Annotated in this window: 17 protein-coding genes; 6 read left to right on the top strand and 11 right to left on the bottom strand. The window is 51.7% G+C overall.

Annotation, left to right across the window (positions count from 1 at the left end):
• The 4 genes from AC1HCZ_RS06860 to AC1HCZ_RS06845 form a co-directional block, all read left to right on the top strand.
• Positions 1–641: AAA family ATPase (locus tag AC1HCZ_RS06860; protein WP_479462798.1), on the top strand; the 641-nt coding region annotated here is incomplete at its 5' end.
• Between the two features lie 10 nt (positions 642–651).
• The gene (locus AC1HCZ_RS06855) at positions 652–939 is read left to right on the top strand and encodes a hypothetical protein (protein ID WP_479462797.1); all 288 of its coding nucleotides are present in this window, start codon (positions 652–654) and stop codon (positions 937–939) included.
• Between the two features lie 35 nt (positions 940–974).
• Positions 975–2,027: a flap endonuclease-1 gene (fen, locus tag AC1HCZ_RS06850; protein WP_479462796.1), complete on the top strand. Its 1,053-nt coding sequence runs from the start codon at positions 975–977 to the stop codon at positions 2,025–2,027.
• A gap of 69 nt (positions 2,028–2,096) precedes the next feature.
• The gene (locus AC1HCZ_RS06845; protein WP_479462795.1) at positions 2,097–4,841 is read left to right on the top strand and encodes a DNA-directed DNA polymerase I; all 2,745 of its coding nucleotides are present in this window, start codon (positions 2,097–2,099) and stop codon (positions 4,839–4,841) included.
• A gap of 6 nt (positions 4,842–4,847) precedes the next feature.
• Here AC1HCZ_RS06845 and AC1HCZ_RS06840 read toward each other — a convergent pair whose 3' ends face one another.
• Entirely contained in the window at positions 4,848–5,591 is a 744-nt protein-coding gene (locus AC1HCZ_RS06840; RefSeq protein WP_479462801.1) for a creatininase family protein, read from the bottom strand.
• 54 nt (positions 5,592–5,645) lie between these two features.
• Positions 5,646–6,752, bottom strand: a complete 1,107-nt coding sequence (locus tag AC1HCZ_RS06835) for a hypothetical protein (protein ID WP_479462794.1) — start codon at positions 6,750–6,752, stop codon at positions 5,646–5,648.
• 74 nt (positions 6,753–6,826) lie between these two features.
• Between AC1HCZ_RS06835 and AC1HCZ_RS06830 the strand changes: the two genes are divergently transcribed.
• Positions 6,827–7,474: an MqnA/MqnD/SBP family protein gene (locus AC1HCZ_RS06830; protein WP_479462793.1), complete on the top strand. Its 648-nt coding sequence runs from the start codon at positions 6,827–6,829 to the stop codon at positions 7,472–7,474.
• Here AC1HCZ_RS06830 and speD read toward each other — a convergent pair.
• From speD to AC1HCZ_RS06785, 9 genes are all read right to left on the bottom strand, one after another.
• Positions 7,414–7,848 (bottom strand): adenosylmethionine decarboxylase, encoded by a 435-nt coding sequence (gene speD, locus AC1HCZ_RS06825; RefSeq protein ID WP_479462792.1) that lies wholly within the window; start codon positions 7,846–7,848, stop codon positions 7,414–7,416. The genes AC1HCZ_RS06830 and speD overlap by 61 nt on opposite strands.
• A 54-nt stretch (positions 7,849–7,902) precedes the next feature.
• Positions 7,903–8,496, bottom strand: a complete 594-nt coding sequence (locus AC1HCZ_RS06820; RefSeq protein WP_479462791.1) for an ASCH domain-containing protein — start codon at positions 8,494–8,496, stop codon at positions 7,903–7,905.
• A gap of 104 nt (positions 8,497–8,600) precedes the next feature.
• Positions 8,601–9,515: a hydroxymethylbilane synthase gene (hemC, locus tag AC1HCZ_RS06815; RefSeq protein ID WP_479462790.1), complete on the bottom strand. Its 915-nt coding sequence runs from the start codon at positions 9,513–9,515 to the stop codon at positions 8,601–8,603.
• Positions 9,512–10,783, bottom strand: a complete 1,272-nt coding sequence (gene hemL, locus AC1HCZ_RS06810) for a glutamate-1-semialdehyde 2,1-aminomutase (RefSeq protein ID WP_479462789.1) — start codon at positions 10,781–10,783, stop codon at positions 9,512–9,514. Before hemL ends, hemC begins: the two co-directional genes overlap by 4 nt.
• A 60-nt stretch (positions 10,784–10,843) precedes the next feature.
• Positions 10,844–11,185 (bottom strand): ATP synthase subunit c family protein, encoded by a 342-nt coding sequence (locus AC1HCZ_RS06805; protein ID WP_479462788.1) that lies wholly within the window; start codon positions 11,183–11,185, stop codon positions 10,844–10,846.
• 57 nt (positions 11,186–11,242) lie between these two features.
• Positions 11,243–11,410 carry a hypothetical protein gene (locus tag AC1HCZ_RS06800; RefSeq protein ID WP_479462787.1) on the bottom strand — a complete coding sequence of 56 codons (168 nt, stop codon included), beginning with the start codon at positions 11,408–11,410 and terminating at the stop codon, positions 11,243–11,245.
• Complete coding sequence (locus AC1HCZ_RS06795) at positions 11,407–12,051, bottom strand: V-type ATP synthase subunit D (RefSeq protein WP_479462786.1); 645 nt, start codon at positions 12,049–12,051, stop codon at positions 11,407–11,409. Before AC1HCZ_RS06795 ends, AC1HCZ_RS06800 begins: the two co-directional genes overlap by 4 nt.
• Before the next feature lie 16 nt (positions 12,052–12,067).
• A complete protein-coding gene (locus AC1HCZ_RS06790; RefSeq protein WP_479462785.1) occupies positions 12,068–13,477 on the bottom strand; it encodes a V-type ATP synthase subunit B in 1,410 nt (469 codons plus the stop codon).
• A gap of 65 nt (positions 13,478–13,542) precedes the next feature.
• A complete protein-coding gene (locus AC1HCZ_RS06785) occupies positions 13,543–15,021 on the bottom strand; it encodes a fumarate hydratase (protein ID WP_479462784.1) in 1,479 nt (492 codons plus the stop codon).
• A 62-nt stretch (positions 15,022–15,083) separates the two neighbouring features.
• Here AC1HCZ_RS06785 and AC1HCZ_RS06780 point away from each other — a divergent pair, with 62 nt between their 5' ends.
• On the top strand, positions 15,084–15,773 hold the full coding sequence (locus tag AC1HCZ_RS06780; RefSeq protein ID WP_479462783.1) for a 30S ribosomal protein S6e: 690 nt from the start codon (positions 15,084–15,086) through the stop codon (positions 15,771–15,773).
• Positions 15,774–15,799: the final 26 nt, after the last annotated feature.

Below are 15,799 nucleotides of genomic sequence, written 5' to 3'. Positions count from 1 at the left end.
CGGTCAGAGGGCCGGAGGTGTTGAGCAAGTGGGTGGGCGAGAGCGAGAAGGCGATAAGGGAGATCTTCCGCAAGGCCAGGCAAGCGGCCCCGACTATAGTGTTCTTCGACGAGATTGACAGCATCGCCCCCGTGAGGGGGATGGACGTTAGCACCCAAGTAACGGAAAGGATAGTGAGTCAGCTGCTCACTGAGATGGACGGTATTGAAAGGTTGGGGAACGTTGTCGTAATAGCGTCTACCAACAGACCCGACATGGTAGATCCGGCCCTGTTGAGGCCCGGGAGGTTTGACAAGCTTATCTACGTCCCGCCGCCGGACAAGGAGGCGAGGTTCCAAATACTCAAGATCCACACGAGGAACATGCCCCTAGACATGGATGTAGACTTGTGGAAGTTGGCTGAGATAACTGAGGGCTACACGGGGGCGGACTTGGAGGCCCTCTGCAGAGAGGCCGGCATGGAAGCCATGAGAGAAAACATAAACATAGCGAAGGTATCAATGAGGCACTTCCTGAACGCCTTGAAGAGAGTTAAACCGAGCATTACGCCAGAGATGTTGAAGTTCTATGAGACCTTCATGGAGAAGGCTAAACAAAGGATACAAACCACGAAGAAGGGCGGGCCAAGCATCTACACTTGAGGTGACGAGGGTGAAGAGGGGTCAGAACGTTTGGAAGCCCAGACCACTCTACCTCTCCGTATATAACATTCTCAAGACGCTCACCGCCTTACAAGGGGGAGGTAAGGAGACGTACTTTACTGTCGAGGAAATATTAGAGGCAATAAAGAGTGATATGAGTTATAGAAACGTAGATATCAACCTGAGGGATGTAATCAAAGCGGTAATGATTTTAGAGCTTAACGGCTTAGTAAAAACTATGAGTAATGGCGAGGATACAAGCAGGCTGAGCGTGGCTCTTATCCAAAACGGCCGATAAACCCTCTTGTAGCAGAGAGGGGACAGGGAAATGCTTTGGGCGTCACTGCCCTGAAGGAGCTGGTCCCCAACAAATGTAAAAAGTCCCTCGAGCTGAAATCACTAGCTAATAGGAGCGTGGCTTTGGACGCTTATAATACTTTGTACCAGTTCTTGGCCGCCATAAGGGGCGAGGACGGGAGGCCGCTTATGGACTCCAAGGGGCGGGTAACCAGCCACCTCTCCGGGCTGTTCTATAGAACGGTGAACATGTTGGAGAACGGAATAAAGGTAGCCTACGTGTTCGACGGCAAGCCACCCAAGCTCAAGGCTCGCGAAATAGAGAGGAGGCAGAAGCTGAAGCGAGAAGCTGAGAGGAAGTACGAAGAAGCCGTCAAGAGGGGAGAAGTGGAGGAAGCAAGAAAATACGCGCAGATGAGTGCAAAGCTAACGAATGAGATGGTTGAAGAAGCCAAGAAATTACTCGACGCGATGGGAGTTCCATGGGTTCAAGCCCCCAGCGAGGGGGAGGCTCAAGCCGCCTACATGGCCGCGAAAGGGGACGTGTGGGCCTCTGCGAGCCAAGATTACGACTCCCTGCTCTTTGGCTCTCCAAGGCTGATCAGGAACCTAGCAGTAACTGGGCGCAGGAAGCTCCCTAACAAGAACGTATACGTAGAAGTGAAGCCTGAGGAAATAACGTTGAAGTGTATGTTGGACGAGTTGGGGATCACGAGGGAGCAGCTAGTTGCAATAGCAGTACTAATAGGGACGGACTACACCCCCGGAGTGAAGGGCATCGGTCCGAAGACTGCTTTAAAGTACGTAAAGAGTTACGGCGACTTAGAAAAGGTGTTAACTGCCCTAAGCGTCGAGAACAAGGAGCTGTATTTAGAGGCGTACGAATTCTTCCTGAACCCCCCAGTTACTGACGATTATAAGCTAGAGTGGAAGAGGCCGGACTCCAAAGGTATAATCGAAATCCTAGTGCACGAGCACGACTTCAACGAGGAGCGCGTGAGGAAGGCAATAGAGCGCCTGATGAAGGCTTGGAGGGAGAAGCTGAGCTCTAAACAGAGTACTTTAGACATGTTCTTCAAGAAGCGCTGACGTGCCCACGCGGGAGCACCTCGGGCTTATCAACCATTCCTCCTCTAAAGCTAGGCCGGGGCTAAAGTAGTGAAGAAACCCCGAAGGGGCCCGACGCTTCTGGACTTTCTGAAACAGAGACAAACCAACAGTAAAGAAGGGGCCCCGAGGACGTTAAAGCCCGTGGAAGATAGGGCTCCGAAGAGACCTACCGGCTGGGATAGGAGGATAGAAACTAAAATAGCTAACTTGATAGTGTCTAAGAAGGTCGACCCTCAGTTCCAGAAGTTCGTGAACTCGGGAGACAGAAGGTACGCAGCGCTCGCGCGGCCCCGACGAGAGGCCGGCGACGGCGAGTACTACCTCTTACAAGTAATCTACGACGGTAAGAGGAACAAGGCAGTTCTCTTATTTTATGACGAGAAAAGGCACGAGATCGTAGAATGGGTGGACGCCTTTGGTCATAGACCATATTTCTTAACTAACTTGACTCCAGAAGAGGTAAGGAAGCTAGGGTTACACAAGCACCAGAACTTCGCGGGAATGGAGGTAGTCTACCGCTACGACTTGCTCCATTTTGAGAACAAGAAGCTGACAAAGATATACACGACGGATCCTCTAGCGGTCAGAGAGCTCAGGGAGAAGGTCCCCAAGGCGTGGGAGGCTAAGATAAAATATCACGACAACTACACCTACGATATAGGCCTAGTTCCTACATTGAAGTATAAAATTAAGAATAACAAGTTGTATCCAGTTCCCTACAAGGTCAGTGAGGAAGAAGTAGAGAAAGTACTGAAGGCATTCGAAGAAGAGAGCGAGGAGTTCAAGCGTCTAGCTATATCTTGGATACCCATATTTGAGGCCCCGCCGCCTTCCGTCAAAGCCATAGCGATAGACATAGAGGTCTTCACTCCCGCAATAGGTAGGATACCGGACCCCGAGTCGGCTCAGTACCCGGTGATCTCAGTGGCCCTCTCGTCTAACGACGGCCTCAAGAAAGTACTCGTGTTACTTAGAGACAACCTAGCGCTCACAGAGGAACAGCTGGAAGAGCTCGCTAAAGAAGACTACGAGGTCGAATTTTACGATTCTGAGAGGAGTATGTTGATAGAAGTTATGAGGATCATAAGGAACTATCCGATATTGCTCACTTACAACGGCGACAACTTCGACTTGGCCTACCTTTACAACAGGGCGCTGAGGCTCGGAATACCGAAAGAGATGATAATATTTAAGAAGGGTTCGGACAAGTTCGAGACAAAACACGGGATACACATAGACCTCTACCGCTTCTATGATATTGCGGCGATAAAGACCTATGCGTTCGGGAACAAGTACAAGGAGGTGAACTTAGACGCGGTCGCGGGGGCGTTGCTGGGAGAGCACAAAGTCCAGCTAACTAAATCAATAAGTGAGTTAAATTATTACGAGCTAGCTCACTACAACTTCCGCGACGCCAACCTCACTTTGAAGCTGTTTACTTTCAACGACTACTTGCCTTGGAAACTTATGGTGCTGATATCCCGAATTTCCAAACTCGGGATAGAGGACTTAACTAGAAAGCAAGTATCTGCGTGGATAAAGAATTTGTTCTTCTGGGAGCACCGCCGGAGGAAGTACCTCATTCCCAATAAAGAAGACATCATCTCGATGAAGGGGACTGTGAAGAGCTCCGCGATAATAAAGGGGAAGAGTTACCAAGGGGCCTTCGTGTTCGAGCCTAGCGCCGGCATATTCTTCAATGTAGTGGTTTTAGACTTCGCGTCCCTATACCCAACTATAATCAAACAATACAACATAAGTTACGAGACGGTGAACGCTCCGAGCTGTGAGCACTACTACGAAGTTCCCGAGGTCGGCCACAAAATATGTAAGGACGTAGAAGGAATAACATCACAGATAGTAGGACTGCTGAGAGACTACAGAGTCAAAATATACAAGAAAAAGGCTAAAGATAAAAGCTTAGACAGCAAGATGAAAATGTGGTACGATACGGTTCAATCTGCAATGAAGGTATACATAAACGCCTCCTACGGCGTCCTGGGCGCAGAAAGCTTCGAGCTCTATTGTCCTCCGGCCGCAGAGAGCATTACCGCCTACGGCAGGTTCGCTATAAAGAGCACTATGGAATATGCGAAGAAGAACAAGATAGCCGTCCTTTACGGGGACACAGACTCGATGTTCCTCTGGGATCCTCCACAAGACTTATTGGACGACATCATAGAGTGGGTCAAGAACAACTTCGGTCTTGAAATAGAGATAGATAAGACGTATAGGTTCGTGGCATTTACCGGTTTGAAGAAGAACTATATCGGAGTCTATCCAGGAGGGGAGATAGACGTTAAGGGTTTGTTGGGGAAGAAGAGGAACACCCCACAGTTCGTCAAGGAGGCATTCATAAAGATGATAGACATGATAAGACACTCACAAAGTCCAGAAGAGGTAGTCAAGACGCGCGAAGAGGTAAAGAACCTAGTCAAGGAGTTATACATAAATCTTAAGAAACAGTACTATGACTTAGACGAGTTGGCCTTTCACATGCAACTCACGAAACCGATAGAGTCGTATACTAAGAACATGCCTCAACACGTAAAGGCCGCGAAGATGCTAGCCAAGTTCGGTATACACGTTAACCAAGGAGACGTTGTTTCGTTCGTTAAGGTGAAGGGCGCAGAAGGGGTGAAGCCCGTTCAGTTAGCCAAGCTGCCGGAGGTTGACGTAGAGAAGTACTATGAGGCCATAGAATCTACGCTGGGTCAGATACTAAAGGCGTTTAGCTTGGACGCCGCCTCCTTAAGCGGGACGACAAAATTGATGGCGTTCCTAAACAAATAAAAGAGTTTACTCTATTCCAACCCCCTCCTCGCTCTCGAGCTCCCGCACCAGCCTCCTCGCCAACTCTTCTGCGACTAGCTCAAGCAACCTTTCCCCCTCTTCTTTTTTGGCCTTCTTAGGGTCGCCCAAGTAGCCCCTGGAGAAAGTCCTCCGAGCCTCCGAGAGGGAACGCAAAACCTTCCTCTCTCCCGGCGGTACGGGTTCCACGTCGCTCAAGTCGACGCAGTCCTCACATATAGCCATTACGAGGCTCGTCTCAACCTCGCAAGCGTGGGAGGGCAACGTCCCGAAAGCTTGTAGGAACACTTCCTTGACTACGACATCCCACCACGAGACGGCGCCTATCTTTATTCCGGGACTCAACCTGTTCAGAGCCTCCTTGACGGCGACCTCCAAAGGCTCTTTGTTGCCTCCGTGCCCGTTAATTATTAATATTCTAGGGATTCTGGGAGACGCCAACGTGACCAAGATGTCCTCTATAAACTTAGCCAAGGTGTCGGCCCCAACGCTGGCCGTGCCGTCCAAGTGTCTCAAGGACCAAGTGTAGCCGTACCAGACCGGAGGCAATATGCCGACGTGGTACCCCTTCTTCGCAACCTTCTTCGCAACCCTCTTAGAGATCTCTTCTGCTATCAAGGTGTCCGTGCCAAGCGGCAGATGGTTACCATGTCTTTCTACAGAACCCACTGGCAAGATGACCAAGTCTAACCTCTCTACCTTAGACATAGGAACTCTTGCCAAGTCGTACACTCTTCCCAAAGCTCTACCACCCTCAAAATTAATGATGCAACGCTTGGGCAAAAATCAACTGGTACAGAGGGACGCCGCCTTTTTTACGGTATACACCTCGCCGTGACACAGCACCTCGAACCTCAAGCCCAGCTCTTTCTGTAGCTTCTCTAACGTTTTCCAGAACTCCGCAGTGTTGTCGAAGTAAACGTTAGTGAATACGAATTTCGCCTTAACGCTCTCTCTGTCTATATTGATGGTCAGAGAGCTGGTCACGTTTTTAGCGGGCAGCAAGTAGTCCTCCAGTTCTGTAGCGTTTAAGGCGCTTAGGACGGGTTCCAGTCGGTTCCGGAGTTCGTGCTGGACGGTGTCATTAAGGTAAATCCCATCGCCGTTAATCTTACCCTTCACCACAGTGAGTAGCTCCTTCCCAGACCTCTTGAGGTAAACGTCTAGGGATGCTTTGGCGTTGACCTTCCTCACTACAGTGTCATTAGTATTGATCAAGTTCAGTATGTTAGACGTAGGCACGCCCAGGCTGTCCAGCGACTCAATTATGTTTTCCTTTTTACCTTCCAATACTGCGTGTACTTTTATTTTGCTCGTCGGGGGCAGCGTCTTGCCGGTGACCTCGTACTTTAACTCTACGACTCTCAGCCCCAACTTCTCAATGTCGGACTTGATCTTGGGTATTATTCTGTTTAGCATCCTCTCTACGGTTACTTTGGGTGAGGGAAGTTCTGCGAAGCCGTCTATAGTTAGGTTGCCAACGTCTTTCTGCTTATCTATGACGGAACTTATCGCAACGTCCATGTTGCGTATGTAAAAGAATAATATAAGGAGAGAACCTTTGATTCTGCCGTGGACGCTGGCCGTACTGGGATTTGTGACGATGCTCAAGGTTATTTCGCTGTGTCCCTTCTTCAACGGGGATGAGCTTAACATAAGCACGCTGTTGGTCGAAAATATTTCCCTTACGCTAGAGTCATCGCTCAGCAACTTGTCTGTCGCGACCAGGTTGCTTGATATCAAACTCTTCTCGTATTGTACGGGGAACTCTCCCCGTTTGGCCTCGACGACTATTTTGGACAGCGCTACCTTACCGTCTTCAACTCTAAGGGTAATTGTAGCGGTAGCTAAGACCATGGCCGACAGCGCCAGTAGCGTTACTGCGCTCCTCAAGCTCTCGTCGCCCGTCTAATGCCCACCAACCTTGTTAAATAAACTACGCTTTCCGCACTTTCCGGAGTGCCAGAATGAGGGCAGCTCTCTTGAATATTAAGTACATGGATCCGCTAACGGATTTTTTTGTTGTTAGGGGATGGAACGTGGTTAGGACCAGTCCGGAGAAAAGTCTGTACATGTTCCTCAATAATTACGTAGACTTGGCTGTAGTCTCTTCGGTGGCTGCAGCTTCTCTAAGCTTAGAGCCCTGCTTCAAATGCCCCGCAATCCATGGGAGCGGACCAATAGAAAACGTTAAGTTAAAGTTCGTAAAGAGAAGGGACAAAGTCAAGGTCTGGGTTACTCCGCGCTCGTACACCGGGAGAGCCTTGGCGATATGGTTCTTGACGGAACAAGGCTTAGAATACACGTTCGTAGGCGACCCCGAGGACGCGGACGTGCTCGTGCAGATAGGCGACGAGGCTAGGGAGCTGAAAGGGGACGTAGTGGACTTGGGCGAGGCGTGGAGACGGGCTTTCGGGAGGCCTTTGGTCTACGCGGTGACCGTGTCGAGCGTGCCCTTCCGACTCGAGGTTAAGTACTCGTGGCGCAACGTGAAGGTCGCTCCGCTGGAAGAGGTCTTAGATTCCTACTTATATACCTTGAAGGTCTTGAAAAACTACTGGATGCGTCCGGCCGTGCCCCCTAGGGGCCTCTTGGGGCTGCTGCGGTCGCTGTAATGGACTACGTAATCTTCTGGCTCCAGCCTTTCTACTATGAGCTCGAAAGCCTTCCAAGGGTCGCTCCTCTCGCCACAAGTGTACACGTCCACAGTCGCGTACTCGTAATCCGGCCACGTATGTATTGTTATGTGACTCTCTAGGACTAGCGCCATCACTGAAACGCCTCCGTGATACCCCGTGAACTTCCACGACCTAACCTCCACCAACTTCATGTTGGCCACATCTGCGGCTTCCTTTACTAGTTCCTTCAGCCTCTCCTCGTCCCACAGCTTCGCCGGGTCGACGCCGTACAAGTTTCCGTAGACGTGTTTCCCCACTATCCTGTCTTCAACCTTTTTCTTCGCGTCCTTTGTGAGCTCTACGGTCTTCACTTCTCCTACCGGGGCCGGTGCGGGAACGGGGGATTTAAGGCTTTGCTAACCGAGCTACCTAGGCCCCAAGTAACCCCTCTTTACTAGCTCTGCGAGCGACCTCTTTAGAACCCTCCTTATTCTCCAACGCGCGCCTACGTCTCCGTACAGCTTTATTGCGGCTTCCCTCAAGCTGCCGGCGTCTATCAAGGTCTTCAATATCTTTCTCTCTTCTTCGTTCAAGTCTAAGTATCTGAGGGCCAGTCTGGCCACTTCGGCGGGCTTCAACCCCATGTACGGATCTTTGACGTCTAGCTCTGTTAGCTTTTTCTTTACTTTGAACGAAATGATGGTAATAGTATCTTCGTCAGAGATGTTGCCATAGGCCCTCTTTAGAGCTTCTTTGAGTTCCGTCAAGCTTTCGAAGCCGTCCGCGCGAACCTCGTCCGGCGTTAGCTCTTTCAACTTCTTGTGTTTAACCTCTACGATCTCTGCTACGGCGAAGGGTCTCCCTCCTCCGTGCAAAATTATTTCTCTGTGCTTCGGGACCCAGTAACCTTTCCTTATGGTAGCGGTCTTCTTGCCACTCAGTATTAGATCTACATATTTGCCCTTTATCATCAAGTGCCTTCCTAAGAACTTTTTTCTCTCTCCGCCCAACTCCCTCACCCGGCGATGACTGGCGGCCGCCCGGTCTGGGCTTCGGACCGGGCCTCCAGACCCTTCGGGTGAAGAGGGGCCAAAGCGAGGAGCCTCAGGCCTAGCGAACCTCGTCACCCCTCGGGACCCACCGTAGTCTTCATCGGACTGAGGGACCTTAGGTACTCCGCGGCCCTTTCCCCTACTTCCTCCGGCCTTTCGCCTATCAACTCTACGTCGACCCTCTCTTTCCCGCTGGGGCTCAAGATCGTTGACCTTAACCTTATCAAGCCTCCCTCCTCAAAGGCTATGGCCCCCAACGCGACAAAGCACCCTCCGCCGAATTCCTTCAGCACGGTCCTCTCTGCAATGGCTAGTTTTTCGCTCTTAACGTCGCTCACAGATTTCAGCAAGTTAGATATTTCGCTCCCTTTCTTTGTCACCGCCACAATTATCCCTTGACCCGGTGAGGGGGGAAAGAGCCTCCAGTCGAGCCTAACGTAGTCGACCTCGACACCTAGCCTTAGCAGCCCGGCTTCGGCCAACACTATAGCGTCGTAGTCGCCCCTCTTCAGCTTCTCTAGGCGCGTGTCCACGTTACCCCTTAAGTCCTTTACAACTAAGTCAGGCCTCAGACTCTTAACCAAGGCCTTTCTGCGCGCAGAAGACGTCCCTACGACGGACCCCTTAGGGAGCTCAAATAGATCATGCACACCGCTCCTAGCTATTAGAACGTCGTAAGGAGGATCTCGGGGCAAGTAGGCCGCTATCTCTAACTTGGGGTCCAGCTCTGTTGGCAAGTCCTTCAGGGAGTGGACGGCCACGTCGGCCTTTCCTTCTAAAACTGCCTTGTTGACCTCTTTCTCGAAGAGACCCGTTAGACCCCTTTTGGCTAGCTCCTCGAAGGGCGCGTTGGCCTTGTCCCCGGCAGTTTTGACGGTTATCACTTCGTACTCCAGATCGGGAAAGAACTTGAGGAGGTAGGAGGTGAACATGGACACTTGTTTCAAACTGAGTTTGCTCCCACGCGCCGCTATCCTTATCTTCAAGGTATCACCTTTAACGCCTCGGAGAGCGCCTCCAACGTCTTGTTTACTACGTCTTCTCCGTGGGCAGCCGAGGTGAACCACGCCTCGAACAAGCTCGGTGCTACGAACACTTCCCTCTTCAGTAGCTCCTCGTGCAGCTTCAAGGAGACCTCTTTGTTCGCCTTCAACGCGTCTACATAGTTATTAACTTCCTCCACGCCGGGGAACCATTGGAACATGCTGGCCACCCTGTGTACCACGCCTCCGAACTTGGCTACCGCCTCTTGTTCTAAGGCCTTGGCTACTTTTTCTGCCGCGCTGTTGGCCACTTCGTAGACATAACCCCTCTCGAGCTCATTGATGGTCGCCAGCCCTGCAGCCATGGTTATTGGATGAGCATTAAACGTACCCGCGTTGAATACTGGGCCGGAGGGGGTGAGGCGCTCCATGATTTCTCTTTTACCCCCAACGGCTCCTATCGGGAAGCCTCCACCGACTATCTTGCCCAAGGTAGTTAGGTCCGGAACTACGCCGAACTTCGCTTGGGCTCCGCCCAAGCTCAGTCTGTAGCCGGTAATCACTTCGTCGAATATCAGGAGGGCCCCGGTCTCGTCAGCTATCCTCCTCAACTCCTTGAGGAAGCCCTCCTTGGGCGGTATCACGCCCGCGTTTCCCATCACGGGCTCAACTATTATTGCTGCTAAGTCGTCTTGATTTTCCTTGGCGACTTTTTCCACTGCATCCACGTCGTTGAACGGGACTACCAAGGTTAACCTGCTAACCTCCTCCGGAACGCCCGCGGAGCCGGGCACTCCGAAGTGTGATACGGCCGAGCCGGCCTTCACCAAGACGTAATCATGCGCTCCGTGGTAGCAACCGTCAAACTTAATTATTTTGTTCCTCCCAGTGAAACCTCTGGCTAACCTTATAGCGGTCATCGTCGCTTCCGTCCCAGAATTAACGAACCTGACCATGTCGATTGAAGGGTAGTGGCTCACTATTTTCTTCGCCAGCTCCACCTCAAGCTCGTGAGGGGTTCCGTACAGCCAGCCCTTGTTTAGTTGTTCCTCTATCGCCTCCAAGACTTTTGGATGCATGTGTCCCAGTATTAGAGGACCGTAACCTAGGACGTAGTCTATGAGTTCCAGACCGTCGACGGTTACTAGCGTGGCGCCGCTCGCCCTCTTAACGTAGAAGGGATACGGCTTCACTGCGGCCCTTATTGGGCTATTAACTCCTCCTGGAAACAAGTTCTTTGCTATCTGGAAGAGCTCGAGTGACCGCTCCACGCTTTTACCCGTAGGTCTCGGACAAAGGGACGTTAATTTTCGCTATGCCTAAAAAAGTAGTTATATTGCGAAGAGTATGACTATCGCGATAGCTATCCCGTATATAGCCGGGGTTTCTGCGATACCTATGAAGAGCAATACTCTGCCGAACTCCTCGGGCTTCTCGCTTATTACTGCGATGCCAGCAGCGCCGGTGGCGCCCAGAGCGTAGCCGGCGCCTATGGTGCCCCCGAGAAGGGCCAGACCGGCGCCTACAGCCTTGAGGCCGGTCATCATGCCCGTTCCTAGGGACGTCTCGCCCATCTCGGCAGCGAGTGCTGCGCTCGCGCCTACGAGCGTCACGAAGAGTATGGACAGCAGAACACTCCTTATCGCCCTTTTTGGCATTATTTCGGCCTTCACGCTCTGATCCCTCCGTCCGAGCAACGTGCAGTTTGAATTTAAAAATACTTCTAAAGGTTAGAGAGAGACCGAATGACAGAGTTCACTTACCTTGGTAAGGTACTTCAGCTTGATTTCTTCCGACTTCTTCTTTACCTTGGTAATTGAGCTGGTGAAGGCACCCTCTATAGCTGCTTGGAGCTCTTTTAACAGCTCTTCGTTGGAGGGGAACGCCGCGCTCATCATGCCACCCTCCTGCTCTGCAACTTACTCCTTATCAACTTCAACCTCACGAACTCCTCTCTATGTTGGTCGTCTAATGCTCTCTTGATGAACTTTATGTTGTTCTCTATTTCCGGTAGTATGGAGTACTTGACTGCGTTTATGAGCCTTTGCGTCCTCCTTAGCTCATCTCCGATTCTGTATATACTCATTTCCGAATTTATAGCCTTGTTCAAGTACTTCATCGCTTCTTCGAATTCTTTGGACGCTTTGTCAATGTAAGGTGAAGAGTAGATGTTGGATACAGCCCCGCTCTTGACTTCCGTTCTGGAGAACTCCACAACAGGAATTTTGACTCCGAAGGCCGTGCGGGCGTAGATCTTCGCGCTCAAGTCCTCCGGCACGTAAGCTACTTCTTGTTTTGTCGTGGCCTCGCCGCTCTGAACTTCGGCCATGAGTAGGTAGCTGTAAGCCCTCTCCAAGTGCTCGGAGTAGGCGTCGTAGTACTTCTGGTAGTCCGAGACGGCTTTGCGCAAGTACATTAGGAGGATGTCTCTCTTATCTTCCAAAAGCTTCCTTATCTTTTCTACTACCTTCTTCCTTTGCTTCAAGCGGATGAGGTTTATTTTGGTTGGTAAAACCCTCCTACTTCCCGGAAAGCTCAAAGCTTCACACCTCGCATCACTTTGTGGTCTTCGTCCTGTACTTGGGGTGGTACTTCTTTATGTACTCCGGCCTTATTTTAGTTAGTTCCTCTTCCGGTAATATCGAGAGGACTTCCCACGCCAAGTCCAGCGTCTGTTCTATAGTCCTCCTCTCGTGATAGTCTTGTTTCAAGAACTTCTGCTCGAACGCCTCGCCGAACCTCAAGTATTTGCGGTCTACCTCGCTTAGGCTCTCCTCACCAACTATAGCGGCCAGTCCCCTTAGTTCGACTGCCCTCGAGTAGGCCGCGAACAACTGGTTGGCTACGTCTGGGTGGTCTTCTCTCGTCTTACCCTTACCTATTCCGTCCCTCATTAATCTAGACAAGCTCATTAGTACGTTTATTGGCGGGTAGATGCCTTTGTTGTGCAAGTCCCTCGAGAGGACTATCTGGCCTTCAGTTATGTAGCCCGTGAGGTCAGGTATGGGGTGGGTTATGTCGTCGTTAGGCATAGTCAATATGGGCATTTGAGTTATCGAACCCTTACTCCCCTTTACCCTTCCGGCCCTCTCGTAAATCGTTGCTAGGTCGGTGTACATGTAGCCAGGGTAACCCTGCCTGCTCGGTACCTCTTCCCTGCTCGCGGAGATCTCCCTCAAGGCCTCACAGTAGTTAGTCATGTCAGTTATTATTACTAGCACGTGCATATCCTTCTGGAAGGCTAGGTACTCCGCGAGTGTGAGGGCTGCCCTGGGGGTCACTATCTTCATCATAGCGGGTTCGTTGGCCAAGCTGACGAACATCGCAGTCCTAGATATGGCGCCGGTCTCCTCGAACGCCTTCTTGAAGAACAAGAGCTCGTCATATTGGATGCCCACAGCGGCGAAGACTACGGCGAAGGACTCCTCTTCCCCTCTCACGGTAGCTTGTCTAGCTATCTGGGCTGCTAGCTTATTGTGGGGAAGTCCGGAACCGGAGAATATCGGCAGTTTCTGACCCCTGACCAAAGAGTTCATGCCGTCTATCGCGCTTATTCCGGTTTCAATGAACTCATCTGGATACTCCCTAGCATAGGGATTGATAGGCTCCCCCCACACGTTCCTTTTTTCTACTACCTTTATCGGCGCCCCTCCGTCTATTGGTTCCCCCAGGGCGTTCATTATTCGGCCCAACATGTCTTCGGAAATGCCCATCTCGAGTATCCTGCCAGTGAAGCGGACCTTCGTGCCGGCGGGCGATATGCCGGTGGTCCCCTCGAAGACTTGAACTACCGCCAACCCCTTTCCGGTCTCTAGGACTATTCCTCTCCTCTTCTCGCCGTTGGGCATCTCTATGTCTACGAGCTCGCCGTATCCGGCGTCGTTCACGCCCTCGACTACCAGCAGCTGGCCCCTGATTTCGTTTACGGACTCGTACTCTTTGCCCTTAACCGACGGTACTGCCAAAGTGACTCCTCCCTTGAAGAGACGAGGAGGAGTGCTTAAATTTTGAATTTTGGTGCGCGGCGCAGCTATTTCAAGAGCCCTTCTAGCTTAGCTTTAGCTTTATCTGAAATCTCCTTGTACAAGCTTCTTCCGTGCGAGTCCATAGCCACTATTAGCGGTCCAAACTTTTCTACTTCGAAGACCCACATCGCCTCGGGCACTCCGAGCTCCTCCAACCAGTACACGCCTTTAATCGCCTTTATCGCCCTGGCTGCCAAGAGGGCTGCGCCTCCTGGAAACGACAAGTAAGCGGCTCCGAACTTCTTGAAGAAATCCAAGAGCTCGTCCTTCATACCTCCCTTGCCTATAACGAACCTGGCGCCGGTCTTCTCCAACACTTGGGCTTGGAGGGCGTTCATCCTTGCGCTGGTGGTGGGACCTGCGGCCACCACTTTCCATTCGCCTCCTTCCTTCGTCACGACTGGGCCGCAGTGGTATATGGCCAGCCCCTTGAGGTCGAGCGGGGCCCCTTCTTCTATTATTTTTTTGTGCGCCTCGTCCCTCGCGGTGACCACCGTTCCGGTTAGGTAAACTACGTCCCCGGCCTTCAACTTTCTTACTTCTTCCTCTTCAACTGGGAGCCTTATTTCAATACCTTCTTCTGCCTCCAGAGGAGGGGTTCTCAAGTCATTGAGTGTCACGTTATCACTCACGAACTCCCAGTTCCCGTCGGATTCAACCCTTATCGCCGCTTCTCTGGCAGCCCAACAGTTAAACCTAACCGCTACCGGGAAGGACGCTGGGTGTCTGTATGCGTAATCTACCTTAACGGCGAGCGCAGTGGGTCCTCCGCCCAAGCCCATGGGGCCTAGGCCTAGGGAGTTCACTCCTTTCAATAGTTCCTCTTCAATTTTTGCCACCCTCTCCTCTTCATGACTTCCCGGTCTGTAAAGTGCCTCCTTCGCGAGCTTAACGGCCTCTTCTACGGTCCCCCCGAAGCCAACCCCGACTATTCCGGGGGGACAAGGCTTCCCCCCGGCCTCCAAAACGGCTCTTAGCACGCACTCCCTAACCCCGTCCAACCCTCTCGACGGAGGGATCATGCACAACTTAGAGGGGTACTCGCTCCCGCCGCCCTTCGGCCTTACTTTTATCAAGAGCGCGTCGCCCGGGACCACCTTTATGTCAGTAACGGGGACCCCCTTCCCCACGTTGTCTCCGGGGTTGTGCCCGCTGAGCGGGTCTACGCTGTTGGGCCTTATTGGAACCTCTCGCGTCGCCCTCTTTACGGCCTCGTTCAACAGTTCCTCAATTTCGTACGGTTTTAAGGGGAATTCGTCGCCTACGATCACTTCAAAAGTCATTAACCCAGTGTCTTGACACATAGGCTTCTTCTCTTTGACGGCCAATTCTATGTTGTTCAGTATTGCTGTCAGTTGAGCCTTCCCCAAGCCTTCGGAACGTTCGTACGCCTCTAACAATTTATTGTAAACCCACTTAGGCAATGAAGTCTCGGCCAGTCTTATGGCCTCCACCACAGCATTTATGATTTCATCCCTAAGCAAGCTGTGTACACCCAAGGAGGTCGTGAGGGATCGTTAATAACTTGCCAAAAGTCGCGCGTCCGGTGAGGCTTGAGGTGGCAAAGCTCGAGTTCAAGGTAGTAGTTAACGACCCGGGGGCCGAGCCCCGTCCCCTCGGAATAAAGGTAAAGGTCGTTGGTAAGGAAGACATCCCATTTGATAAAGAAGCCGAGCTCGACCGAAAGGTCCGCCTCCCGGTGGCCCGCGCCGGCCAAGGGCTGCTGGAGGCGGCGAAGGCGGAGTACAAGATAGTCACAATAAGGAGGAAAGTGAAAGAAGGCGACGAAATAAAGAAAAAAACTGTTCACGTCCTTGTCACCGTCGATAATAACGTCCCCGACGGCGAAATATGGATAAACAAGGACCTAGCGACGAATGTCTTCGGCGAGGAAAGCTTCGAGGGAGAGGTCTTCAGAACAAAGGCCTTCCAGATAACAATTGAGGGAGACAGCGCGAGGAAGTTTGTTGGCAGAAAGATAGGGGAGAGGGTCCCGGCCTCCGTGTTGGGCGTAGAGACCCTTAAGGGCCTTCAATTAGAGATAAGAGGGGGCTCGGACGAGAGCGGGTTCCCGATGAGGCCCGACATACCGGGCCCGGTCAAGAAGAGGGCTCTGTTAAGCGGACCTCCGGGGTTCTGGCCTCGCGAAAAGGGAGAGAGGAGGAGGAAGACTGTAAGGGGCAACACTATAAGCGAGGATATAGTTCAGATAAATACCAAAATAGTCAAGGAGTAAACTGCAGGAACCCGGTGGGGCACATT

Source organism: Ignicoccus sp., from assembly GCF_056435145.1.
Note: the sequence above shows the minus strand (reverse complement) of the source record. Positions and strands in the feature narration are given on the sequence as shown.